23 protein-coding genes, 1 tRNA gene and 1 pseudogene are annotated in these 23,903 nt (G+C 63.4%); 11 read left to right on the top strand and 14 right to left on the bottom strand.

Translation table 11 applies throughout. The annotated features are described in order from the left end of the window. The first annotated feature begins 126 nt into the window (after positions 1-126). Entirely contained in the window at positions 127-1,581 is a 1,455-nt protein-coding gene (locus CQW31_RS24245) for a mannose-1-phosphate guanylyltransferase/mannose-6-phosphate isomerase (protein ID WP_099815574.1), read from the top strand. A 51-nt stretch (positions 1,582-1,632) separates the two neighbouring features. Continuing rightward, on the top strand, positions 1,633-2,880 hold the full coding sequence (locus CQW31_RS24240; RefSeq protein ID WP_099815573.1) for a glycosyltransferase family 4 protein: 1,248 nt from the start codon (positions 1,633-1,635) through the stop codon (positions 2,878-2,880). Here the strand turns inward: CQW31_RS24240 and glp are convergent. Both glp and moaB read right to left on the bottom strand, forming a co-directional pair. Further along, positions 2,869-4,095: a gephyrin-like molybdotransferase Glp gene (gene glp, locus CQW31_RS24235; protein ID WP_099815572.1), complete on the bottom strand. Its 1,227-nt coding sequence runs from the start codon at positions 4,093-4,095 to the stop codon at positions 2,869-2,871. The two genes, CQW31_RS24240 and glp, sit on opposite strands and share 12 nt — an antisense overlap. Beyond that, complete coding sequence (gene moaB / locus CQW31_RS24230; protein WP_054883470.1) at positions 4,079-4,618, bottom strand: molybdenum cofactor biosynthesis protein B; 540 nt, start codon at positions 4,616-4,618, stop codon at positions 4,079-4,081. Before moaB ends, glp begins: the two co-directional genes overlap by 17 nt. Before the next feature lie 168 nt (positions 4,619-4,786). Between moaB and CQW31_RS24225 the strand changes: the two genes are divergently transcribed. Beyond that, positions 4,787-5,008 (top strand): YgdI/YgdR family lipoprotein, encoded by a 222-nt coding sequence (locus CQW31_RS24225; RefSeq protein ID WP_027596642.1) that lies wholly within the window; start codon positions 4,787-4,789, stop codon positions 5,006-5,008. An 81-nt stretch (positions 5,009-5,089) separates the two neighbouring features. Then, positions 5,090-5,166 (top strand) — tRNA-Pro (locus CQW31_RS24220). Positions 5,167-5,286: 120 nt separating this feature from the next. Here the strand turns inward: CQW31_RS24220 and CQW31_RS32230 are convergent. The 3 genes and pseudogenes from CQW31_RS32230 to CQW31_RS24210 all read right to left on the bottom strand — a co-directional run bounded on the left by CQW31_RS32230 (position 5,287) and on the right by CQW31_RS24210 (position 8,856). Beyond that, positions 5,287-5,991: a methyl-accepting chemotaxis protein gene (locus CQW31_RS32230; RefSeq protein WP_371263232.1), complete on the bottom strand. Its 705-nt coding sequence runs from the start codon at positions 5,989-5,991 to the stop codon at positions 5,287-5,289. A gap of 228 nt (positions 5,992-6,219) precedes the next feature. Continuing rightward, positions 6,220-6,330 (bottom strand): annotated as a pseudogene (locus CQW31_RS32225) (hypothetical protein); the annotation flags it as partial. A 762-nt stretch (positions 6,331-7,092) separates the two neighbouring features. Then, on the bottom strand, positions 7,093-8,856 hold the full coding sequence (locus tag CQW31_RS24210) for an ABC transporter transmembrane domain-containing protein (protein WP_099815570.1): 1,764 nt from the start codon (positions 8,854-8,856) through the stop codon (positions 7,093-7,095). Positions 8,857-9,059: 203 nt separating this feature from the next. Between CQW31_RS24210 and CQW31_RS31385 the strand changes: the two genes are divergently transcribed. Next, a complete protein-coding gene (locus CQW31_RS31385) occupies positions 9,060-9,233 on the top strand; it encodes a PA1571 family protein (RefSeq protein ID WP_178075587.1) in 174 nt (57 codons plus the stop codon). 56 nt (positions 9,234-9,289) lie between these two features. Here CQW31_RS31385 and pdxB read toward each other — a convergent pair whose 3' ends face one another. The 4 genes from pdxB to rlmM form a co-directional block, all read right to left on the bottom strand. After that, a complete protein-coding gene (gene pdxB / locus CQW31_RS24205; protein WP_054883467.1) occupies positions 9,290-10,432 on the bottom strand; it encodes a 4-phosphoerythronate dehydrogenase PdxB in 1,143 nt (380 codons plus the stop codon). A gap of 60 nt (positions 10,433-10,492) precedes the next feature. After that, positions 10,493-10,735, bottom strand: coding sequence for a sulfurtransferase TusA (gene tusA, locus CQW31_RS24200; RefSeq protein WP_054883466.1), 243 nt, complete (start codon positions 10,733-10,735; stop codon positions 10,493-10,495). A 21-nt stretch (positions 10,736-10,756) separates the two neighbouring features. Further along, positions 10,757-10,972: a hypothetical protein gene (locus CQW31_RS24195; protein ID WP_099815569.1), complete on the bottom strand. Its 216-nt coding sequence runs from the start codon at positions 10,970-10,972 to the stop codon at positions 10,757-10,759. Between the two features lie 772 nt (positions 10,973-11,744). Beyond that, a complete protein-coding gene (gene rlmM, locus CQW31_RS24190) occupies positions 11,745-12,809 on the bottom strand; it encodes a 23S rRNA (cytidine(2498)-2'-O)-methyltransferase RlmM (RefSeq protein ID WP_054883465.1) in 1,065 nt (354 codons plus the stop codon). 221 nt (positions 12,810-13,030) lie between these two features. On the opposite strand from rlmM, the gene acnA reads away from it, so the two are divergent. Together acnA and CQW31_RS24180 are read left to right on the top strand one after the other, a co-directional pair. After that, positions 13,031-15,772: an aconitate hydratase AcnA gene (gene acnA, locus CQW31_RS24185; protein WP_054883464.1), complete on the top strand. Its 2,742-nt coding sequence runs from the start codon at positions 13,031-13,033 to the stop codon at positions 15,770-15,772. Positions 15,773-16,071: 299 nt separating this feature from the next. Further along, positions 16,072-17,637 carry a PAS domain-containing methyl-accepting chemotaxis protein gene (locus CQW31_RS24180; RefSeq protein WP_054883463.1) on the top strand — a complete coding sequence of 522 codons (1,566 nt, stop codon included), beginning with the start codon at positions 16,072-16,074 and terminating at the stop codon, positions 17,635-17,637. Positions 17,638-17,720: 83 nt separating this feature from the next. On the opposite strand, the gene CQW31_RS24175 is transcribed toward CQW31_RS24180, so the two are convergent. The 5 genes from CQW31_RS24175 to CQW31_RS24155 all read right to left on the bottom strand — a co-directional run bounded on the left by CQW31_RS24175 (position 17,721) and on the right by CQW31_RS24155 (position 21,099). Continuing rightward, positions 17,721-18,605 (bottom strand): pseudouridine synthase, encoded by an 885-nt coding sequence (locus tag CQW31_RS24175; RefSeq protein ID WP_099815568.1) that lies wholly within the window; start codon positions 18,603-18,605, stop codon positions 17,721-17,723. Between the two features lie 50 nt (positions 18,606-18,655). Beyond that, a complete protein-coding gene (locus tag CQW31_RS24170) occupies positions 18,656-18,964 on the bottom strand; it encodes a hypothetical protein (RefSeq protein WP_054883461.1) in 309 nt (102 codons plus the stop codon). A 70-nt stretch (positions 18,965-19,034) separates the two neighbouring features. Continuing rightward, the gene (locus tag CQW31_RS24165) at positions 19,035-19,466 is read right to left on the bottom strand and encodes a D-Ala-D-Ala carboxypeptidase family metallohydrolase (RefSeq protein ID WP_099815567.1); all 432 of its coding nucleotides are present in this window, start codon (positions 19,464-19,466) and stop codon (positions 19,035-19,037) included. Positions 19,467-19,574: 108 nt separating this feature from the next. Next, positions 19,575-19,814 carry a glutaredoxin family protein gene (locus tag CQW31_RS24160; RefSeq protein WP_054883459.1) on the bottom strand — a complete coding sequence of 80 codons (240 nt, stop codon included), beginning with the start codon at positions 19,812-19,814 and terminating at the stop codon, positions 19,575-19,577. Positions 19,815-19,890: 76 nt separating this feature from the next. Next, complete coding sequence (locus CQW31_RS24155; RefSeq protein ID WP_054883458.1) at positions 19,891-21,099, bottom strand: ammonium transporter; 1,209 nt, start codon at positions 21,097-21,099, stop codon at positions 19,891-19,893. A gap of 321 nt (positions 21,100-21,420) precedes the next feature. Between CQW31_RS24155 and CQW31_RS24150 the strand changes: the two genes are divergently transcribed. From CQW31_RS24150 to CQW31_RS24135, 4 genes are all read left to right on the top strand, one after another. Beyond that, complete coding sequence (locus CQW31_RS24150) at positions 21,421-21,735, top strand: YqjD family protein (RefSeq protein WP_099815566.1); 315 nt, start codon at positions 21,421-21,423, stop codon at positions 21,733-21,735. Positions 21,736-21,744: 9 nt separating this feature from the next. Beyond that, complete coding sequence (locus tag CQW31_RS24145) at positions 21,745-22,119, top strand: phage holin family protein (RefSeq protein ID WP_054883456.1); 375 nt, start codon at positions 21,745-21,747, stop codon at positions 22,117-22,119. Next, on the top strand, positions 22,116-22,445 hold the full coding sequence (locus CQW31_RS24140) for a hypothetical protein (protein ID WP_054883455.1): 330 nt from the start codon (positions 22,116-22,118) through the stop codon (positions 22,443-22,445). Before CQW31_RS24145 ends, CQW31_RS24140 begins: the two co-directional genes overlap by 4 nt. Before the next feature lie 103 nt (positions 22,446-22,548). Then, entirely contained in the window at positions 22,549-23,880 is a 1,332-nt protein-coding gene (locus CQW31_RS24135) for a deoxyguanosinetriphosphate triphosphohydrolase (protein ID WP_054883454.1), read from the top strand. The last annotated feature ends 23 nt before the right edge of the window (positions 23,881-23,903 follow it).

Genomic DNA, 23,903 nt, shown 5'->3' with positions numbered 1-23,903 from the left:
TATTTGGCCTTCATGGACGAAGCTGTAGTGAAAAGTCGGTTTTTTGACTTTTCCGCCAAAACCGTGACAGGTCGCAACGTTTCCCTTCACTGCGCTGTAATCAGCGCCGAGAGTCGAGGCCGTGAAATGAGCGTTCTGATCCCCTGCATCATCGCCGGCGGTGCCGGCACCCGCCTGTGGCCGGTTTCGCGCGAAGCCATGCCCAAACCCTTCATGCGTCTGCCCGATGGCCAGAGCCTGCTGCAGAAGACCTTTTCCCGCGCTGCGGCGTTACCGGGCGTCGAAAGAATACTGACGGTGACCAACCGCGAAGTGTTCTTCCGCACCCAGGACGAATACCGCCAGGTCAACACCGGCAAGCTCGCCCTCGATTACCTGCTGGAAACTAACGGCCGCAACACTGCTCCCGCCATCGCTGCAGCCGCGCTGCATTGTGCCAGGCACCATGGCCATGACAGCGTGCTGCTGGTGTTGCCCGCCGACCATCTGATCCAGGATGCCGAGGCCTTCGCCAACGCCGTCGAACACGCCCGGCTATTGGCTGACGATGGCTGGCTGGCCACCTTCGGCCTGCTGCCCAGCCGCGCCGAAACCGGCTTTGGTTACATCGAGCAAGGCGAGGCGATCGGCCAGCATGCGCATCAGGTCACCTGCTTCGTGGAGAAGCCCGATGCCCTCACCGCCCGCGAATACCTCGAAGGCGGCCGCCACTTGTGGAATGCCGGCATGTTCTGTCTGCGTGCGGGCACCGTGCTCGCCGAATTGCAGGCGCATGCCCCGGAACTGCTGGCCTGCGTGACCTGCTGCCTGGAACAGAGCGCGACCAAGGAGGGCGACAAGGCACTGCAGGTGGAACTGGACCCGAACAGCTTCGCCCTGGCCGAGGACATTTCCATCGACTACGCCTTGATGGAGCGCTCCGACAAGGTTGCCGTGGTGCCTTGCGAACTGGGCTGGAGCGACATCGGCAGCTGGGAGGCAGTGCGCGAGCTGCGCCACACCGACGACGACGGCAACCACTGCAATGGTGAAGCCGTGCTGCACGATGTGACCAACTGCTACATCGACTCGCCAAAGCGCCTGGTCGGCGCGGTCGGCGTGGATAACCTCATCGTCATCGACACCCCCGACGCCCTGCTGATCGCCGACGCAGCGCGCAGCCAGGAGGTCAAGGTGATTGCCCAGCAGCTCAAGCACCAAGGCCATGAGGCCTACCGCCTGCACCGCACCGTCATTCGCCCCTGGGGCATGTACACCGTGCTCGAGGAAGGCCCGCGCTTCAAGATCAAGCGGATCATGGTGCGCCCGGGCGAATCGCTGTCGCTGCAGATGCACCATCATCGCAGCGAGCACTGGATCATCGTCAGCGGCATGGCCTGCGTGACCAACGGCGAAGAAGAGTTTCTGCTCGACACCAACGAGTCGACCTTCATCAAGCCAGGCCGCACCCACCGCCTGACCAACCCCGGCGTCATCGACCTGGTGATGATCGAAGTCCAGAGCGGCGAGTACCTGGGCGAAGACGACATCGTGCGCTTTACTGATATTTACGGACGCGTCCCGGCGGCAGCCATCGGCTGAAGGCTGGCGGGCGCGTTTTTTGTCCGCAGCCTTCAGTGAGGTTTCCGCTTCATGCGCATTCTCTGGACTCTGCCTTACCTGCCCTGGCCCACCACCAGTGGCAGCAAGACCCGGCAATATCACCTGCTGCGCGCGCTGGCGCAGCAGGGCCACCGGATCACCTTGCTGGTGCAGTCGAAAATCCCTTTGTGCGATGCCGCCCGCGAAGCCCTGGAACCCCTGCTCGAACGCCTGATCGTGCTGCCCCGGCGCCCCTTGCACAGCCCGCTCAATCTGCTCGCCTCGCCGATCATCGACTACCCGATGCGGGCCATCATCAATGGCCTGTCGCCAGGCTTGCGGCGCCAGTTCGAGCAGTTGCTGGACGAACCCTGGGACGTTATCCAGATCGAGCACAGCTACAGTTTCCAGCCTTTCGAAAAAGCACTGCAGGCACGCGAGCTGCCCTACATGCTCTGCGAGCACAATCTGGAATCAGTCACCGGCGCCGCCTGCCACGACCGCCTGCCGCTGTGGCTGCGCCCGCTCAACGCCTTCGACCGTTGGCGCTACCGGCGCTGGGAGCAGCGCGTGCTGCGCCAACCCACCGAGGTGGTGGCGGTGAGTCCGCATGATGCCGAGTTGATCAGCCAGGTCAGCGGCCGCCCGGTAAAGGTGGTGGTCAACGGCGTCGATTGCGACTATTACCAGAACGTCCACCCGGCCCTGCATAGCCAGCGCTTGCTGTTCGTTGGCAACTTCGAGTACGCCGCCAACGTGGAGGCGGTCGAATGGGCCCTGGAAGAAATCCTGCCCCAAGTGTGGATGAGCAATCCGGCGGTACGCCTGGCCATCGCCGGGCATGCGCTGCCGGCAAGCTGGAAACTGCGCTGGAACGATCCACGTATCGAATGGGTCGGCTATCGCCCGGACCTGCGCGAATTGCAACGCCGCTCCGCGCTGTTCTTCGCGCCCTTGCGCTATGCCGGGGGCTCCAAGGTGAAGATCCTCGAAGCCATGGCCGCCGGGCTGCCGGTGATCAGCACCGGCAAAGGCGTTTCAGGGCTGGCCGCCAACAACGGCGAACATTACCTGGGCAGTGACGACGGCGACCAGTTGGCGCTGCTGGTCACGCAATTGCTCAACCAGCCGTGGCGCATGTGCCAATTGAGCGAGGCCGGCCGACAGTTCGCCCGCAATCGCCACGACTGGAGCGTGGCCGCCCAGCAACTGGAAACGGTGCACATGCGCCTAACCCAGGCAGCAACGGCCGGCGCCCCCCAAGGCGCTGGCGCCTGGCTGGGTCGCTCAACCGAGTAGTTCGCTCAGCGGGATGAACGGCACGCTATCGCCAGGTTTCGGCGTGCTGCCTTCACGCACCTCCACCAAGCCCTCTGCCCAGGCCGCACTGCGCAGCACACCGGAGCTCTGGTTCTTGTAGATACGCACCTGGCCTTGGTCGATGCGCGCACGCAAGTACTCGCGGCGCGTGCCGGCCTTGGTCCATTCGAACCCGGCCGGTACATCGAAGCGCAGCGGTGTGACATCAGCCACACCCTGGCGGCGCAGCAGATAGGGCCGGGTCAACAGGCCAAAGGTGACCAGGGTCGACGCCGGGTTACCGGGCAGGCCGAGTACCGGCACACCGCGGTAATGGCCGAATGTCAGCGGCTTGCCAGGCTTGATCGCCAGCTTCCACAAGGCCAGCTCCCCCGCTTCGCGCAGTGCGGCACCGAGGTAGTCGGCCTCGCCCACGGAGACACCGCCCGTGGAGAGGATCAGGTCGACATCGCCCAGGGCACCCAGGCACTCGCGGGTACGCTCCAGGTTATCGGGAACAATGCCCATGTCGCGCACTTCGCAGCCCAGCCGCTGCAGCCAGCTGACCAGCAGGCGCCGGTTGCTGTTGTAGATCTGCCCCGGGGCCAGCGGCAGGCCGGGCTCGACCAGTTCATCGCCAGTGGACAGAACCGCCACCCGCACCCGTCGCACCACCGGCAGCTCGGCATGACCCAGGGTCGCCGCCAGGCCCAGTTCTATCGGCCCGAGCCGTGTGCCGGCGGCCATCACCTGCTCGCCCTTACGGGTTTCCTGGCCCTGCGGGCGAACGTTCTGGTCAAGCGTCAGCGCTTCGAGGAAGCGCACCCGGCCATCTTCCAGCACCTCGGTATTTTCCTGCATTTCGACGCAGTCGGCACCCGCCGGCATCGGTGCACCGGTGAAGATCCGTGCACAGGTACCGGGCTGCAGAGGCTCAGGCGCGTGCCCGGCGAAGATCCGCTGGCTAACCGGCAAAGGCTCGCCCTGCAGGTCGGCCAGGCGCAAGGCGTAGCCGTCCATGGCGCTGTTCGGCCACGGCGGCAGGTCGAGCGTGGCCACTAGCTCGGTGGCCAGCACGCGGCCTTCGGCTTCGGCCAGCGAGACGCGTTCGGTTTGCGTGATTGGCGCAGCCTCGGCCAGCGCCAGCAGGCGCTCCAAAGCTTGCTCCACCGGCATCAGTGGCCGGGTAGCGGGTGCCTCAGCCACGGCTGTCACAGGCCGCTGCCTGTTTCAGGTGGGCGACGAAATTGCACGGACGATGGCGGGCATCCAGCTGTTCGGCGAGGATGCCGTCCCAACCGGTGCGTACGGCATTGGTCGAACCCGGCAGGCAGCAAACCAGGGTGCCGTTGGCCAGGCCAGCCAGGGCGCGCGACTGAATGGTGGAGGTGCCGATATCGGCCACGGAAATCTGCCGGAACAACTCGCCAAAACCTTCAACCTGCTTGTCCAGCAGGCAGGTAACAGCTTCCGGTGTACTGTCACGGCCGGTAAAGCCGGTACCACCGGTAATCAGCACCACCTGTACGCTATCGTCGGCGATCCAGGTGGCGACCTGGGCGCGGATCTTGTACAGGTCATCCTTGAGCAGCACGCGCGCGGCCAGGTTGTGGCCCGCGGCAGTAAGGCGCTCGACAAAGGTTTGCCCGGAGGTGTCGGTTTCGAAAGTGCGGGTGTCGCTGACCGTCAGCACGGCAATGTTCAGCGCTACGAAGGGGGTATCTGCCTTGGCTTTCATGAGTGTCCGTCGCAGGGGAAGATGATGCGCGCAGTTATATCACAGGCGGCCGTGCAAGCAGGCACAGGTCAATAACCCTGGCTTGTCGCTATGATGGAATGTAAAAGGAACTTGCGTGGACGCCCTGCGTCATAAAGTCATCTTGCACCATCGCACTGGAGAAACACGATGATTCAACGGACCCTTCCCGCCTTCTTGCTCGCCCTGGGCCTTGGCGCCCTCGCCGGCTGCGCATCGCCGACCGTGATCACTCTGAACGACGGCCGTGAAATCCAGGCAGTGGATACCCCTTCCTTTGACGAGGACTCCGGTTTCTACGAATTCGAACAGCTCGACGGCAAGCGCACGCGCCTGAACAAGGACCAGATCCGTACCGTCAAGGAGCTCTGATCCACGCGCTGTTTTGGGCATAAGCCCTTTAAACTACAAGGGCTTGCACCCGAAAATGCTATGCAGTAGGATTTTGCTCATCGGAGTGTAGCGCAGCCAGGTAGCGCGTCTCGTTCGGGACGAGAAGGCCGCAGGTTCGAATCCTGTCTCTCCGACCAGATCCTCAACAAACAGCCCGCCTCGCGCGGGCTTTTTGTTGCGCGTTGAACGCGCCTGTTCCGCCTGCACCGGCACAGGGCGGGTTGCCGCTGGGGGGCGCTTCGTCCCCCCGGCAACCATCAGGCGGTCAGACGCGAAGTGACCTCGCCCAGCTGCCCCGACAAACCATGCAGGCGTTGCCCCGCCTGCTCGGTATGTTGCACGGCCTCTTGGTTGGCGGTGGCAATCCGGGTGATTTCGATCAGGTTGCGCGAGATATCCTCGGCCACGCTGGTCTGCTCCTCGGCCGCCGTGGCGATCTGCCGGTTCATGTCGCGGATCGCCTCCACCGCCAGGGTGATGCGCTGCAGCATCTGCCCGGCCTGCTGCACCTGTTCGGCGCCCTCCTCGCTACGCTGCTGGCCACTTTCGATAGCCTTGACCGCCTCCACCGCACCCGACTGCACGGCTTCGATGATCTGGTGAATTTCGGCGATCGACGCCGCAGTACGCTGGGCCAGGCTGCGCACCTCGTCGGCGACCACGGCAAAGCCACGCCCGGCCTCACCCGCGCGGGCCGCCTCGATGGCGGCATTGAGCGCCAGCAAGTTGGTCTGCTCGGCGATGCCACGGATCACCTCAAGCACTTTGCCGATGCGTGAGCTGTCGTTCTCAAGATTGCGGATCACTGCGGCGGTACCGGCGATCTCGCGATTGACCACGCCAATGGTGTCGATGGTCTGCTGCATCACCTGCTCGCCGGCCTGGGCGCTGTGGTCGGCCTCGTCGGCGGCCCGTGCAGCATCCGCTGCGTGGCGCGCCACTTCCTGGGCGGTGGCAGACATCTCGTGCATGGCCGTGGCCACTTGGTCGGTGCGTTGGAACTGGTCGTGGGTGCCACGGGCCATGTCACCGGCAATGGTGCGCAGCTGGCCACTGGCGCCCTCCAGTTCCTGGGCATTGTCCTTGAGACGGCCAACGGTGTCGGCGAGGAAGTCGCGCAGGGTATTGGCAGCACGCGCCAGGCGGCCCAGTTCGTCTTCGCGACGGCTGTCGACGCGGGCGGCGAAGTGCCCCTGGCTGAGTTGCGCCACGTATTCGATCAGTTGGCGGATCGGCTCGATCAGGCTGCGGTTGAGCAGCCACAGGCTGAGCAGGCCGACCAGTAAGGCCGACCCCAGCATTACCAACACACCCAGCCACACGGTGCGTTCGGCACTGGCGTTGATCTGGGAGGCGCGGTCACGGGCCTCGGCGCGCAACTGCTCGACCAGCGCGCTCATCTGCTCACTGGCCGCCCGGTCGACCCCCTTCACCGCCTGGTCACCGGCTACCGGGTCCCCCCCGGCCGCCAGAAAGGCCTGACGCCCTTGTGCGTAGGCCTGGCCAAGCTGGCGATGGCTATCACGCAGCTGTTGCAGCGGTGCCTTGAGCTCTTCCTCGCTGCCGTCGATCAGTTGCCCGAGCAATTGCTGAACCTGCTGCTCACGGGCCTGGAACTGCTGCCAGTACTTGTCCAGCTCGGCAGGTTGGCGGCCGCGCAGCAGCACGTTTTTCCACTCCTGCACCTGGATCTTGAACTGCAGGTTGGCTTCATCGATCAATTGCGAAGCCCGCAGCGGCCCGTCCACCAGTTCACCATAGCCACGCACGCTGGAGGACAGGAACTGGAAGCACACCAGGGCGATCAGCAGCATCGCCGCCAGGCTGCTGCCCAGCAGGGTAAGAATTTGCACTCGAAGTGATTTACGCAACATCGCGGATCTCGGGAACAAGGAATAAGGGAACGGCGCGCCGTTGCAGCGCCGCGACAGACATCCTTGTGCTCGTTCGCAGGCCAAAAAAAAGCTGCCATCAATCGATAGCAGCCAGGTCGAGCACATACGCAACAGTTGCGATCCATACTCTCAAGCAATTGCTACAGAAATGTTACAGCTACACGACGCCTAGCCCGTGGTGAACTGCAACTCGGCCAGGCGAGCGTACAACGGGCTTTCCTCGATCAGCTGCCGATGGGTGCCGACCGCGACCACACGCCCCTTGTCGATCACCGCGATGCGGTCGGCGTGCTGCACCGTGGCCAGGCGATGGGCGATGACCAGCATGGTACGCCCGGCCATCAGGCGCGGCAAGGCCTGCTGGATCAAATGTTCGCTTTGCGCATCGAGGGCGCTGGTGGCTTCGTCGAGCAGCAGGATCGGCGCATCCACCAGCAGCGCCCGGGCGATTGCCAGGCGTTGCTTCTGGCCACCGGAAAGGCCAATGCCGCCCTCGCCCAGCGGCGTCTGGTAACCCTGCGGCAGTTGCCGGATGAACTCGTCGGCATGGGCGCCATGGGCCGCCGCCTCGACCTCGGCCACTGTCGCCTCGGGCCGGCCGTAGCGGATGTTGGCCTCGACCGTGCCGCGGAACAGCGACGGGTTCTGCGCCACCAGGGCGAACTGGCGGCGCAGGTCGTCCGGGGCCAGCGCCGTGATGGGTTGGCCGTCGAGCACGATGCGCCCCTGCTGTGGGTCGTAGAAGCGCAAAAGCAGGTCGAACAATGTCGACTTACCCGCCCCCGACGGCCCCACCAGCGCCAAGGTCTGGCCGGGTTCGATGGTCAGGCTGAGCTGGTCGATGGCAGCCACCGAGGGTCGCGAGGGATAGGCAAAGGTCACGTGCTGCAGTTCGATGCGTCCACTGGCGCGCTGCTGTGCCAGCATCACGGGGGCCTCTGGGGCCAGGATCGTGCTATTCGCCGCCAGCAGCTCGGCGATGCGCTCGGCGGCCCCAGCGGCGCGCTGCAGCTCGCCGATCACTTCACTGAGCGTGCCAACGGCGCTGCCGACAATCAGGCTATAGAACACGAACGCCGCCAACTCGCCTGCAGAAATGCGCCCGGCGATCACATCCATGCCGCCCACCCACAGCATCACGCCCACCGCCCCCAACACCAGCACGATCACCAGCGTGATCAGCCAGGCACGTTGGGCAATACGTTGCCGGGCCACGGCAAACGCAGCCTCCACCGTACCGGCGAACATTTCACGGTCGCGTACCTGGTGGTTGTATGCCTGCACGGTCTTGATCTGCCCCAGGGTCTCCGCCACATAGCTGCCTACATCGGCCACCCGGTCCTGGCTCTGCCGCGACAGGCTGCGCACCCGTCGGCCAAACAAAAGGATCGGTGCCAGCACCAGCGGCAATGCCACCACCACGATGCTGGTGAGCTTGGGGTTGGTGATGAACAGCAGCACCACGCCACCGATCACCATCAGTGCATTGCGCAGGAACATTGACAGCGAGGAGCCGATCACCGACTGCAACAAGGTCGTGTCGGCAGTCAGCCGCGACTGGATCTCAGCGCTGCGGTTGTCTTCGAAAAAGCCCGGATGCAAACCCACCAGGTGGTCGAAGACCGCGCGGCGGATGTCGGCAACGCAGCGCTCGCCAATCCACGACACCAGATAGAAGCGGCTGAACGTGCCAGTCGCCAGGGCCAGTACCAGCACCATGAACAGGCCGATGGTCTGGTTCAACTGGTGTGCTGAACGGGTCATGAAACCCTGGTCGACCAGCAGGCGGATACCCTGGCCCATGGACAGGGTGATGCCAGCGGTGACGATCAGCGCCAGCAATGCCAACAGCGCCTGGCGACGGAAAGGATGCATGAACTGCCAGGCCAGGCGCAGGGCACGGCGTTGGCGAAAGGAAGCCGAATCGGGCATGACATGAACCAGGAAAGCAGGAATATGAAGACTACCACTCATCCACCCAGGCAGTGCCTATAGCCCATCGTTCTAACGGGCCTCTGGAGCTTTGCTGCGCTTTCTGCTGGACTGTGCAGGCCTTGGTGCACACGATAACTTTTGTAACAGGCCAGTCACGGCGCAGGTTTAACCTGGGCCTGAACCTGATGAGGAGATATTCAATGAGCTTGCAACATGGCAGCGACACTTTGAAACCGCAGAACAAGCCACAACCCAAGGCCTGTGGTTCGATCATCGACGCCCAGGGCCGCGAGATCGAGATCACCGAGCAGATGATCCAGCAGGCCTGCAAGGACCTGGAAGACAGCCGCGTGAAAAAACTTCACCACGGCTGAAGTGCGGACTTTTTGAAACCCGGCTTGATGCCGGGTTTTTTATGTGTTGGCCGTGCTCAGGCCAGCACGCCACCCAGGGCATTGACCATCTGCGCCAGCTGCGGCGCTTCGCCCCGCACGCGCACCGCCAGCCCTTCGATCTCCCGGCGCGGTGGATACTGCTTGCGCAGCTGGTCGAACGCCGCACGCTGCTCGGCCACATCGTCACTCAGGCTGCGACGGAAATCGGCATCGTCACGTCGCGGGTCATATACCGCCCGGCACAGCGTCGCCAAGGCCCAGGCAGGCTCTGCGGTGCCGTCCAGCTCGATTTGCGCCAACGGCGCAGGCGGCAGCAGGTCGGCCAGCTGGACCTGTTCGGCCTCGCCCAGGTGGCGGCACAAGGCCTGATAGATCTGCGCCGTGCCACGCTGGCGGCCATCCAGGCTATAACCGGCAATATGTGGCGTGGCCAGGGTGCACAGGTCTGCCAGTTGCAGGTCGACCTGCGGCTCGCCTTCCCAGACATCGAGCACTGCGTGCACGTCTTCGCGATCCAGCAGCAGCTCGCGCAGCGCTGCGTTGTCCACCACCGGCCCGCGGCTGGCGTTGATCAGCCAGGCACCGGGGCGCAGCTGCGCCAGCTGGGCTGCACCGAGCAGGTGCCAGGTTGGATACTCACCGCCGCGCTGCAGCGGGGTGTGCAGGCTGATCACGTCGCACTGCTCGAGGATGGTCGCGAGGCTGACGAAGTCGCCGCCCTCGGTGGCCTGGCGCAGCGGGTCGCATACCAGCACCTTCCAGCCCAGGCCGTGCAACACGCGCACCAGGCGGCCACCGACTTCGCCGGCGCCGACCACCCCATAGGTGCGTTGCGCCAGTACCGCGCCGTCCAGGTCGGCCAGGGTCAGCAGGCTACCCAGTACGTAATCGACCACGCCACGGGCATTGCAGCCCGGCGCGCTGCTCCAGTGAATACCGGCTTCGGCGAAGTAGTCGAGGTCCAGGTGGTCGGTGCCAATGGTGCAGGTGCCGACGAAGCGCACCTTGCTGCCTTCGAGCAGTTGCCGGTCGACCTTGGTCACCGAGCGCACCAGCAGCACATCGGCGTCCCTGACGCTGGCGGCGTCGAGGCTGCGGCCGGGATAACGGCGGATCTCGCCGAAGCCTGCGAAAAAGGCATCGAGCAGCGGGATATTCTCGTCGGCAACTATCAGCATGGCGCTCTCCTGTCTGGGGAGCGCAGTGTAGGCGCTACGCGAGGTGTGTTCCAGCGTGGTTCAGTCGGCTTTCTTGCGGATCCAGTACAGGTAGGTGCCGGCTTCTTCCTGCTGCCCGAGCAATTCGTGGCCGAGGAAGTTGCAGAACTTGGGGATGTCGCGGCGGGTCGACGGGTCGGTGGCGATGACCTTGAGCAGGCCGCCAGCGGCCAGGTTGCGTACGTGCTGGTGCAGCATCATCACCGGCTCCGGGCAGTTGAGGCCGGTGGCGTCGAGGATGGCATCGGGGGTGAAATCAGTCATGGGGGGCTCCGCAAATGATCGCTATTGTGGCGCATCGCGCCACCAGGACCAATAGCCATTCATGAGGCCCACCTCTGACTGCTCTTGCTCTTGCTCTTGCTCTTGCTCTTGCTCTTGCTCTTGCTCTTGCTCTTGCTCTTGCTCTTGCTCTTGCTCTTGCTCTTGCTCTTGCTCTTGCTCTGCTTTTGCTCTTGCTCTGCTTTTGCTTCTAAGCGCGCGGTAGTTCAGGCGACGCAAATTGCGACTTCAGGAGGCCGAACGCAGGCGTCTGGAGGGCCAGGGTGCGTAGCACCCCTTCGGCGCAGCCGAAGGCGCGAGATGTAGACTTGCGCAGCAAGTCGTAGGCCGCGCGGGCCCGGAGGGCGCCGGAGTGAGGGGACCCCGGAGCGAAGCGCAGGGGCCGGATGATGGGAGCCGGGGTTTTTGGTTACTTTTTGCCCAGTCAAAAAGTGACCCGCCGTAAGGGCGGAAAGGTGACTCAGCGCCACCTTGGCAAATGAATGTTGACCTGATGCAAAGGCCCCCGTTACCGGCCCGCACACAAAAAATCTGACACTTCCCCACTTCTCCAAAAGCCAAAAGCCAAAAGCCAAAAGAAAAAGCTCGACTGCGGTGGTTTTGTTTCACTCAAGTACATTCATTTGCGATGGCGACGCACAATCACCCTTCCGCCCTTACGGCGGGTCACTTTTTGACGGGGCAAAAAGTAACCAAAAACCCCTCGCTCCCATCATCCGGCCCCTGCGCTTCGCTCCGGGGTCCCCTCACTCCGGCGCCTTCCGGGCCCGCGCGGCCTACGACTTGCTACGCAAGTCTACATCTCGCGCCTTCGGCTACGCCGAAGGGGTGCTGCGCACCCTGGCCCTCCAGACGCCTGCGTTCGGCCTCCTGAAGTCGCAATCTGCGTCGCCTGAACTACCGCGCGCTTAGAAGCCAAAGCCAAAGCAAAAGCAAAAGCAAAAGCAGAGCAAGAGCAAGAGCAAGAGCAAGAGCAAGAGCAAGGCAGATGTCAACGTGGTTTGAGGTCCAACCTGCGCAGGTGACACGTCACTTCCTCGCGGTCGTGATACAGCTGCTTGCAGGCAATCGACACCTTGACCTTGCGCGCCTTGAACGTTGCCTCCATACGGTCCAGCAACCGGCGCACCTCGGCATAACGCTGCTTCATCGGCAACTTCAGGTTGACGATCGCCTCACGGCACAACCCCTCGCCCAGCCAAGTCTCGATCAACGAAGTAGTACGCGCCGGCTTCTCGACGATATCGCAGACCATCCAGTCCACCGGCTGCTTCGGCTGCCAGGTGAAACCATCTGCCATCAAGTGTTGTACCAGCCCGGTGTCCATCAGGCTTTCAGCCATTGGCCCGTTGTCGATGGCGGTCACCAGCATGCCACGGCGCACCAGCTGGTAAGTCCAGCCACCCGGCGAAGCACCCAGGTCGACCCCGGTCATATCGTCATTCAGGCGCTGTTCCCACTTCTCGCGCGGGATGAACTGGTGCCAGGCCTCCTCCAGCTTGAGGGTCGAACGGCTGGGCGCCTCACGCGGGAACTTCAGGCGCGGGATACCCATCGGCCACAGCGCGCTGTTGTTCGCCTCGGCCACGCCAACGAAAACCCGGCGGCCGCTGATGAAAGTCAGCAGCAGGCGCGGCAGGCTCGCGTTGTCGACCAGGCGACCGGCCTTTTCCAGGGCCTTGCGCAGCGGTACTTCGAACTTGCGGCAGAAGGTCGACAGCTCCTTGCCTTCGTTGCTGTCCAGCACCTCCAGCCACAGGCTGCCGAACACCGGGAGCTCGGCCAGATGCGCCAGCAGCACGCTGATGCGGTCAGTTTCCGGCAACTCGATATACGTGCCTCGCGCCCACTGGCGCGGGAAGATCAATTGCGCAAAGCGCAGCTGTGCCATCAGGCGTTCGGCACCTTCGGCCTCGGCGCAGACGAACTCGGCACAAGCGCTCTGCGGCTTGCCCTTGGCATAACCGGCCACACCCAGCTGGGCGGCGTGTTCGCTGATCTCGGCGCAGACCTCACCCTCGAAACCGGGCCGGCAATGCATGAACAGGGTATTCATCTCTCACTCCACTACGGCTGACGCACCACGGGCGCCGGCAGGGCGGCGATGATAAAGGAAGATCGGAACCTGCGACATGCCCCGCCGGTCCAGAAAAGAGTCAGGGGCAGCAAACAGAGCTAACCTGACCCTTCAGCCTGGCCCGTGCCGTGCGGGCCGAAACAGCGCGGTGGCACCGGCCATCCAGCCGTGCCGGGCCCCCGCCGCACAAGGAGTTGGCAATGCCCTCGCTCGATAGCCTGAATACCCTCCAGACCCTCCAGGTGGCTGACCGCACCTACCACTACTACAGCCTCGCCGAAGCCGGCCGGCAGCTGGGCGACCTGCAGCGCCTGCCCATGTCGCTCAAGGTACTGCTGGAAAACCTGCTGCGCTGGGAAGACGGCAAGACCGTCGGCACCGATGACCTGCGCGCCCTCGCCGGCTGGCTGCAGGAACGTCGCTCCGACCGCGAAATCCAGTACCGCCCGGCGCGGGTGCTGATGCAGGACTTCACGGGTGTGCCAGCAGTCGTCGACCTGGCCGCCATGCGCGCCGCCATGGCCAAGGCCGGCGGTGATCCGCAGCGGATCAACCCGCTGTCGCCGGTGGACCTGGTGATCGACCACTCGGTGATGGTCGACCGCTACGCCACGCCACAGGCCTTCACCCAGAACGTCGACATCGAAATGCAGCGCAACGGCGAACGTTATGCCTTCCTGCGCTGGGGCCAAAGTGCATTCGACAACTTCCGCGTGGTACCGCCGGGCACTGGCATCTGCCACCAGGTCAACCTGGAATACCTCGGGCGCACGGTATGGACCCGCGACGACGATGGCCGCACCTATGCCTTCCCCGACACGCTGGTCGGCACCGACTCGCACACCACCATGATCAACGGCCTTGGCGTACTCGGCTGGGGCGTCGGCGGCATCGAGGCGGAAGCGGCCATGCTCGGCCAGCCGGTGTCGATGCTGATACCGGAAGTGATCGGCTTCAAGCTCACCGGCAAGCTGCGCGAAGGCATCACCGCCACCGACCTGGTACTGACCGTCACGCAGATGCTGCGCAAGAAAGGCGTCGTCGGCAAATTCGTCGAGTTCTACGGCGACGGCCTGGCCGACCTGCCGTTGGCCGACCGTGCGACCATCGCCAACATGGCACCGGAGTACGGCGCGACCTGTGGCTTCTTCCCGGTCGATGAGGTCACTCTCGACTACCTGCGGCTGTCCGGCCGCCCAAGCGAATCCGTGGAACTGGTCGAGCAGTATTGCAAGGCACAAGGCCTGTGGCGCCTGCCAGGGCAAGAACCGCTGTTCAGCGACACACTGGCCCTGGACATGCATGACGTCGAGGCCAGCCTGGCCGGGCCCAAGCGGCCACAGGACAGGGTTGCCCTGGGACAGGTAAGCCAGGCCTTCGACCACTTCATCGAGTTGCAACCCAAACCGCTGGCCAAAGAGGTCGGGCGCCTGGAGAGTGAAGGGGGTGGCGGTGTGGCGGTCGGCAACGCCGATCAGGCCGGCGAAATCGCCTACAGCCATGAAGGCCAGAACTACACCCTGCGCGACGGCGCTGTGGTCATCGCCGCGATTACCTCGTGCACCAACACTTCCAACCCCAGCGTGATGATGGCGGCCGGCCTGCTGGCGAAAAAGGCCCTGGAAAAAGGCCTGCAACGCAAGCCCTGGGTCAAGAGTTCACTGGCCCCTGGCTCCAAGGTGGTGACCGACTATTACCAGGCTGCGGGGCTCACCCCATACCTTGACCAGCTTGGCTTCGACCTGGTCGGCTATGGCTGCACCACCTGCATCGGCAACTCAGGGCCATTGGACGAAGCCATCGAAAAAGCCATCGCCAGCGCCGACCTCACGGTCGCGTCGGTCCTCTCGGGCAACCGCAACTTCGAAGGCCGCGTGCACCCGCTGGTCAAGACCAACTGGCTGGCCTCGCCTCCGCTGGTAGTGGCCTACGCGCTGGCCGGCAGCGTGCGCGTCGACCTGACCCAGGATGCGCTGGGGACGGACAACGACGGCAAACCCGTCTACCTGCGCGATATCTGGCCCAGCCAGCAGGAAATCGCCGACGCCGTGGCCAAGGTCGACACGGCCATGTTCCACAAGGAATACGCCGAAGTCTTCGCCGGCGATGCTCAATGGCAGGCCATTGCAGTACCGCAGGCGGCGACTTACGTATGGCAGGACAGTTCTACCTACATCCAGCACCCACCGTTCTTCGACGATATCGGCGGGCCGCTGCCCGAGATCAAGGACATCCACGGTGCACGCATCCTCGCCCTGCTCGGCGACTCGGTGACCACCGACCACATCTCCCCGGCCGGCAACATCAAGGCCGACAGCCCCGCCGGGCGTTACCTGCGCAGCAAGGGGGTGGAGCCTCGGGACTTCAACTCCTACGGTTCACGGCGCGGCAACCACGAAGTGATGATGCGCGGCACCTTCGCCAATATCCGCATCCGCAACGAGATGCTGGCCGGCGAGGAAGGTGGCAACACCGTGCACGTGCCCAGCGGTGAAAAGCTTTCGATCTATGACGCCGCCATGCGTTATCAGGCCGAGGGCACGCCGCTGGTGGTCATCGCCGGCCAGGAATACGGCACCGGCTCCAGCCGTGACTGGGCGGCCAAGGGCACCAACCTGCTGGGGGTCAAGGCGGTGCTGGCAGAAAGTTTCGAACGCATCCACCGCTCCAACCTGGTGGGCATGGGCGTGCTGCCGCTGCAGTTCAAGGCCGGGCAGGACCGCAAGCAATTGGCGCTCACGGGCAAGGAACAGATCGACCTGCTGGGGCTCGACGGTGCCCAGATCACACCGGGCATGAGCCTGCCCCTGCGCATTACCCGTGAGGATGGGCAACAACAGCAGATCGAGGTGCTGTGCCGGATCGACACGCTCAATGAGGTGGAGTACTTCAAGTCAGGTGGGATCTTGCACTATGTGCTGCGGCAGATGATTCGCAGCTGATTGGCTTGGGTGTTGTGGCGCGTAGATCGAGCGCCGCGAGGGCGGCGCTCGATCTACGCGCGACAACAGAAAACGACGTCAGGCACGCGGCAGTAGCACTTTGATGGCCGGTCAGTCATCATGCACCCGATTTGTAACCAAACGGTCACAAACATAGGCCAACTGCTGCGAACGCCGAGGTTCGCATAACGCACCTGCAGTAGCGGCCATTTGCCCCAGGTCAAGTAAATTAAATATCCATTCAATAAAACCAGTGGCTTGCCGATATCAGTCGAAAGCCTTACGGACTATTTCAGCTCATGCGTAACAACCAGCCGATTACCCAGAGGGAACGGACCTTCCCTGCCCAACAACGGTTGATCTCCACCACCAATGCCAAGGGTGTGATCACCTACTGCAACGATGCATTCGTCGAGATCAGCGGTTTCACCCGCGAAGAGCTGAATGGTGCACCCCACAACCTGGTGCGCCACCCGGATGTGCCGACTGCGGTGTTTGCCCACATGTGGCAAACCCTCAAGCAAGGCTTGCCGTGGATGGGCATCGTCAAGAACCGTTGCAAATCCGGCGATCACTACTGGGTAAATGCCTACGTCACGCCGATATTCGAGAACAACCAGGTCGTTGGCTTCGAGTCGGTGCGGGTAAAGCCTAGCGCCGAGCAGATCCGCCGTGCCGAAGCCCTGTACCAGCGCATCAACGACGGCAAGACGGCCATCCCGCGCCGCGATCGCTGGCTGCCGGTGCTGCAGGACTGGCTGCCGTTCATCCTGGTCAGCCAGGTCGGTTTCCTGATTGGCAACTGGCTCGGTCACTCGTGGGGCTTCGCACTGGCCGCCGGCCTGTCGGTACCGCTCGGCCTGCTCGGCCTGAGCTGGCAACAGCGTGGCCTGAAGCGCCTGCTGCGCCTGGCAGAACAGACCACCTCCGACCCGCTGATCGCACAGATGTACACCGACAGCCGTGGGGTACAGGCACGCCTGGAGATGGCCATGCTCAGCCAGGACGCGCGCATGAAGACCTGCCTGACCCGCCTGCAGGACAGCGCCGAGCACCTTAGTGACCAGGCGCGTCAGTCCGATGCGCTGGCGCACAAGAGCTCCTCGGGCCTGGAGCGCCAGCGCGTGGAGACAGAACAGGTCGCCGCCGCGGTCAACCAGATGGCGGCCACCACTCAGGAAGTGGCCAACCACGTGCAACGCACCGCAGACGCCACTCAGGAAGCCAACCGCCTGACCAGCCAGGGTCGGCAGATCGCCGGGGAAACCCGCGACGCCATCGAACGCCTGTCGAGCGCCGTCGGCGAAACCGGCCAGACCGTGACCCAGCTGGCCAAGGACAGCGACGAGATTGGCGGCGTGGTCGATGTGATCAAGGGCATCGCCGACCAGACCAACCTGCTGGCACTCAACGCTGCAATCGAAGCGGCCCGTGCCGGCGAGATGGGCCGTGGTTTTGCCGTGGTCGCCGACGAGGTACGCCAGCTGGCCCAACGCACCGCCGAATCGACCGGGCAGATCCACGGCCTGATCGCCAAGCTGCAACAGACCGCCAACAACGCCGTGCAGACCATGGAAACCGGCCACCGCCAGGCCCAGGAAGGCGTTGACCGCGTCATGCAGGCCGACCAGGCTCTGGTCGGCATCAGCGAAGCCGTGGCCAATATCACTGACATGGCGACCCAGATTGCCGCCGCCACCGAAGAGCAGACCGCAGTGGCCGACGAGATCAGCCGCAACATCAGCACCATCGCTGAACTGGCCGACCAGACAGCCGAGCAAGCGCAGCATTCGGCGCAGCTCAGCGAAGAGCTGACCGTCACTGCCGGCAGCCAGTATTCGCTGGTGGAGCGGTTCAACCGCTAGTTCAGGCCCACGCCGTCATTGCAGGAGCAGCCTTGCGGCCCGTTCGCAGCGCAAGCCGCTTCTGCATGACGGGCAAAGGCGCATTACCAGTCCAGGCCAAGCCGGCTCTCGAAGAAGCGCTCGCTGCCCGTCAACGGGTCGACAAACCGCAAGCTTTGCGCCAGCAGCTTCAACGGCCGCTGATAGTCGTCCTCTTCCTTGAGCAACTCGGGATAGAACGGGTCGTTGCAGATTCCTGCTCCCAACGCCGCCATGTGCACACGCAGCTGATGTGTCTTGCCCGTTACCGGCGACAGGCCGTAGCGCCACCACTCGCCATTCGTCTCCAGCACATCGGCGAAGGTCTCGCTGTTGGCCTCCCCTGGCACTTCATGCATGCGGAAGAACGGCTCGCCGTGCACCAGGCGACTTTTGTGCACCAAGGGGAATGCATGCTGCGGCAAGGCGGCAGCGATGGCCTGATAACGCTTGTCGATCCGCCGCTCCGGAAACAACCGTTGATATGCGCTGCGCGTCTGCGGATTGGCGGAAAACAGCACCAACCCGGCGGTGTGCCGATCGATGCGGTGCAGCGGGACCAGATGCGGGTTGTCCAGGCGCCGGATCAGGCGCCGCAAAAGGGTCTGCTCGACGTACTCCCCGGTGGGCGTCACCGGCAGAAAGTGCGGTTTGTCGGCCACTACCAGGTGCTCATCAACATGCAGGATGGTCTCCTGCACCGGAATCGGCCGCTCGTTGAGTACTTCGCGAAAATAGTGAACGCGCATGCCGCGAAGGTAGGGCATGTCGGCGGCAATTGCCCTGCCTTCGGCATCGAGCACCCGCCCTCGAGCGAAGCGGTCAAGCCACTGCGCACGCTCGATCGCCTTGAAATGGTCGCACAGGCAATCGAGTACCGTGGCCCAGTTGCCGGGTGGCAGGCAGAGCGTGCTGGCTTGCTGGCGGGCGGGGTCGAAAGGCGTGGTCATGGCAGGGCTCGAGCAATCAAAGCCGCACATTATCCCCCAAGCCCGGCGCCTCAACCAGTCTCCACTATCCTCTCGCTATGTGCCTTCAACCAGCGCAATACCTGCACCGGCTCCCAGCGCCCGGGGTCATAGAGCGCATAGATCAGGCCTTGGTAACCCACGACATCCAGCCCGCGATGGTAACCGGCACGCTGGAACAAGGCCTCGATTTCTGCAAAACAGGTGTTGAAATGCACCTTTGCGAAGGGCGTGCGGTCATCGGTGACCAAGCCTTCGAGACGCAATTCCAGCACGGCGTCGCACACCCGCTCCACCGGCATACGGTTGACGCTGTACTTGAGTTGCTCGACGTTGAGCATGATCCACCTCGACACTGTATTTATATACAGCATACGTAGCGCGACACCGCTGCGTCAATCGTCTCGGCCCCTACTGCAAGCCGGGCAGGTAGCCCGTACCCTTGCGAATGGTCAGCACCTGACGGCGCGGCGCGGCCACCGATACCGACAAGTGAACCCATCTGTCGAACTCCAGAATCAACTGGTCGAACGCCAAGTCACTCTCACTGACCTGCCTGACCACTTCCCGGTTGTCGATGCCCCGCACGGTGAAATCCGCAGCCAGGCCTTTCACGTGCTGGCTGCCTGGCGCCCCGCCGACGAGCAGATTCAGCGCCTCGCTGCGGTATCCGCTGCTGACGATCACGGGGCGCCCGAACATCTCCCGAACCTGCTCAAGCACCTGGCAAAGCAGGTGCAGATTATCCAGGACTTCAGGCGGAGGAATATTGTCCAGTCCCTTTCTCGCGGCAAATTGCGAAGCAATCAGTTCTTCCAGGGCGAAATGTGGCGTGATCAGCATGATGAGGCTCTCGATGACAATGCAAAAGTACCGATGACCATTCAACGGTGAGGCATCATCATTTCTGGCCCGAGGCCGTGCACGAGGGCAATCATTCCCTCCTGCCCGTTATTGGTGAAGAAAAGCCACTACCTGTTCGGCATCGAAGGGCCAAGCAAGCTCTGCAGACGTGTCGCTGCGCCGCAACACCGGAATGATCAAACCGTACCGCTCGAACAAGGCCTGGTCATCGGCGATATCGACCAACTCGATCAGCAAGCCATGTTCGACAAAGGGCATCAGCACGGCTTCGGCCACTTCGCACAAGTGGCACCCGACGGTGCCGAAGAGTTGGCATTCAGGCAGCATGTGGGGCAACACCCGATTTGACTGTAGGAAGAAGCTTATTCTAAGTCCGTCCTGCCCCCTGTGCACCTGACCCTGCTCAATCCTGGCTGGTGGCGCCGATCCGGTGCAGCGACAAGTCTGCACCCTGAAACTCCTGTTCATGGCTCAAGCGCAGGCCATGCACCTGGCGAATCAGGCCGTACACGGCGAAACCACCGATCAGTGCGAGCAGGACGCCTGCCAGGCTGCCCAGCAGCTGGCTGACCAGGCTGACCCCACCCATGCCACCCAGAGCCGCCTGGCCAAACACGCCGCAGGCGATGCCGCCCCACAGGCCGCAAAGCCCGTGCAGCGGCCAGACACCGAGCACATCGTCGACCTTCCAGCGATTCTGCGCAGCGGTGAAGCTCCAGACAAACAGTACCCCCGCCACCAGCCCGGTAGCCAAAGCGCCAACGGGGTGCATCAGGTCAGAGCCGGCACAGATCGCCACCAGCCCTGCCAACGGCCCGTTGTGCAGGAAGCCCGGGTCGTTGCGCCCGGCCAGCAAGGCTGCCAAGGTGCCGCCGACCATGGCCATCAGCGAATTGATCGCTACCAGGCCACTGACACCTTGCAAGGTCTGGGCGCTCATCACGTTGAAGCCGAACCAGCCGATGATCAGGATCCATGAGCCCAATGCCAGGAATGGAATGCTCGAGGGTGCGAAGGCCACCAGCCGGCCGTCGCGGTAGCGCCCCCGCCGGGCGCCCAGCAACAGCACCGCGGCCAGCGCCAGCCAGCCGCCCATGGCATGCACGACCACCGAGCCGGCAAAATCATGGAACGGCGCACCAAAGCTGGCCTGCAGCCAGGCCTGCACGCCGAAATTGCCGTTCCACACCACGCCTTCGAAAAAGGGGTAGATGAACGCAACGATCAACGCGGTGGCGCATAGCTGCGGCGCGAAGCGCGCACGTTCGGCGATCCCCCCCGAGATGATCGCCGGAATCGCGGCTGCGAAGGTCAGCAGGAAAAAGCATTTGACCAGCGCATAGCCGTGGTCGGTGGCCAGTTGCGACGCCGGTTGCAGGAAATTCACGCCATAGGCGATCCAGTAGCCGATGAAGAAATACACCAACGCGGAAATGGCGAAATCGCTGAGGATCTTCGACAGCGCGTTGACCTGGTTCTTGTGGCGCACGGTGCCCACTTCGAGAAAGGCGAAGCCGGCGTGCATGGCGAGCACCAGAATGGCGCCCATCAGGATGAACAGGGTGTTGGAGCCGTGGACCAAGGAGTCCATTGCGCTGTGCATGTTTTCCATGAAAGAGGCAGACCTGCTGAAAAAGCACCAGGACAGTTCAAGAACCTGCATCCCTGCACCGAATCGGTGCCAGCGTTTGCCCTGTTTTACCGAACCGGGCGCGGCCTGCGTGGTTTTTTCTTGGGTTTGTCGTGGATTGGGTTAAGGTTTATCGGTATCCGCCAGGGTCGACGCCCTGGTTCGGCGCACCGCTGCGGGCTACGCCCCGCGTTGTGGCAAGTTTCAGTAGCAAGGCCCATACCAGCGCCGCTAGTGAACCTTCCATACACCCGGTCACTCGAATGACCTACAGACCTGCACACCTACAATAGGGAGAGCCCCATGGCCAGCAAATCGGCAAAGACTGCACAAGAGATATTGATGGCTGACTTCCAAGCCTTGGTTCGCGATACCGAGCGCTTGCTGGCCGATACTGCCAACCTCGCCGGCGACCAGGCCGATGAACTGCGCGAGCAGATCCACGAGCGTCTGACCCAAGCCCGTGAAACCTTGCAGCTGACTCAGGATTCAGTGCGCGAGCGCGGCCAGGCAGCGCTCGGTAGCGCCGAACAGTACGTCCAGGAGAAACCCTGGCAGGCCATTGGTATTGCCGCAGGCGTCGGCCTGCTGATCGGCCTGCTGGCCAATCGGCGCTGAGGAGTCCCCATGGACAATGACAGCATTGGCACCAGCGCTTCCGGCAAGCGCCTGGGCGCGGCACTGCTGGGGTTGCTGCACAGCCACATCGAACTGTTCGGCATCGAACTGCAGGAGCAGAAAGCACGCACCCTGAGCCTGCTGCTGTTCGCCGGCCTGGCACTGGTGTTCGCACTGCTGCTGCTGACGGCCTTGTCCGGCTTGCTGCTGGTGCTGCTGTGGGACAGCTATCGGCTGGCTGGCATCATTGGCCTGTGCGTGTTCTATGGCGCGGCTGCGCTGTATTGCGGCCTGCGCCTCAAAGCGGCTGTGTTCGATGAGTCGTCACCGTTCGGTGCGACCCTCGACGAACTGGCCAAGGACCGGGAGCGCCTGTTGCCATGAGCCTGCCAGAACTTCCGAATACCCGTAATCCACGGGAGCTGCGCAAGGCGCTGCTACGCCTGCGCATGGAAATGCACCGCCAGGAGATCCGCCATGAGTCCGGCCAGCTGCTGCAACCCTTGCAGCGCCTGCGCGGCATGGGCAGCTCGCTGCATGACGGGTTGGGTATCAAGCACGCGCCGTTGTGGGGCATCGGGGCCGTCGTGGCACTGGGCTTTCTCACCGGCAAAGGGGTACGCAGCGGTAACCTGGGCCGCCTGGTCCGGCTGGGAACCAGCTTGTTGCCGCTGGTGCGCCTGTACCTGCAAGGCAACCGTCGCCCTTGAACGTCATGACCGGCCCCCTGCCCAGGGCCGGTCACGATCTTCCTCTTGCACGCCTGCTCGCGACGCTGGAAGCTATCCCTCTCGATCGACAGGAGACCGCGCCTTGGACTGGCACACCCTGCTCACCCGCGAGCGCCTTGGCAAAGCGCTCTATAGCGCCGAAGAACTGGGCCGCAGCCCGTTTCACAAAGACCATGACCGGATCATCTTCTCAGGAGCCTTTCGCCGCCTCGGGCGCAAGACCCAGGTCCATCCCGTCACCAGCAACGACCATATCCACACGCGCCTGACCCATTCCCTGGAGGTAAGCTGCGTAGGCCGCTCACTGGGCATGCGTGTCGGTGAAACACTGCGCAGCAGCCTGCCCGAGTGGTGCGAGCCCAGCGACCTGGGCATGATCGTGCAGTCGGCCTGCCTGGCTCACGACATTGGCAATCCACCGTTCGGCCACTCCGGTGAAGACGCCATTCGCCACTGGTTCCAGCAGGCCGCCGGGCGTGGCTGGCTGGACGACATGAGCGACGACGAACGCGCCGACTTCCTCAATTTCGAAGGCAACGCGCAAGGCTTTCGTGTGCTCACCCAGCTCGAGTACCACCAGTTCGATGGCGGCACCCGGCTCACCTACGCCACCCTTGGCACTTACCTCAAGTACCCTTGGACTGCCCGGCATGCCGATGCCCTGGGGTACAAGAAGCACAAGTTCGGCTGCTACCAGAGCGAACTGCCACTGCTTGAACAGATTGCCCGCAAGCTCGGCCTGCCGCAGCTTGAAGAACAGCGCTGGGCGCGCCATCCGCTGGTGTACCTGATGGAAGCGGCAGATGACATCTGCTACGCCCTGATTGACCTGGAAGACGGCCTGGAGATGGAGCTGCTGCACTACGCCGAAGTCGAGGCGCTGCTGCTCGACCTGGTCGGCGATGACCTGCCGGAGACCTATCGACAGCTTGGCCCTGCCGACTCCCGCCGACGCAAACTGGCCATACTGCGAGGCAAAGCCATCGAGCACCTGACCAATGCCGCTGCCCACGCCTTTGTCGAGCAGCAGCAAGCACTGTTGAGCGGTCGCCTGAGCGGTGACCTGGTCGAGCACATGCACGGCCCGGCCAAGCGTTGCGTACTGCAGGCCAAGGCTATGGCGCGAAACAAGATTTTCCAGGACAAGCGCAAGACGCTGCATGAAATTGGCGCATACACCACGCTGGAAATCCTCCTCAACACGTTCTGCGCTGCCGCCCTGGAACAGCATGGCGGCCGCACGCCGTCATTCAAGAGCCGCCGCGTGCTGGACCTGATCGGCAACAACGCCCCCAACCCGCACGACTCTTTGCACCAGGCGTTCCTGCGTATGATCGACTTCATCGCAGGCATGACCGACAGTTATGCAAGTGACATGGCTCGGGAAATGACCGGGCACTCGAGCCTGAGCTAAGGGCAAGGCGTCGCTCAGCACAT

Source organism: Pseudomonas sp. 382 (genome assembly GCF_002759075.1).
GTDB classification, from domain to species: domain Bacteria; phylum Pseudomonadota; class Gammaproteobacteria; order Pseudomonadales; family Pseudomonadaceae; genus Aquipseudomonas; species Aquipseudomonas vlassakiae.
This window is presented reverse-complemented; position numbering and strand designations above follow the sequence as displayed.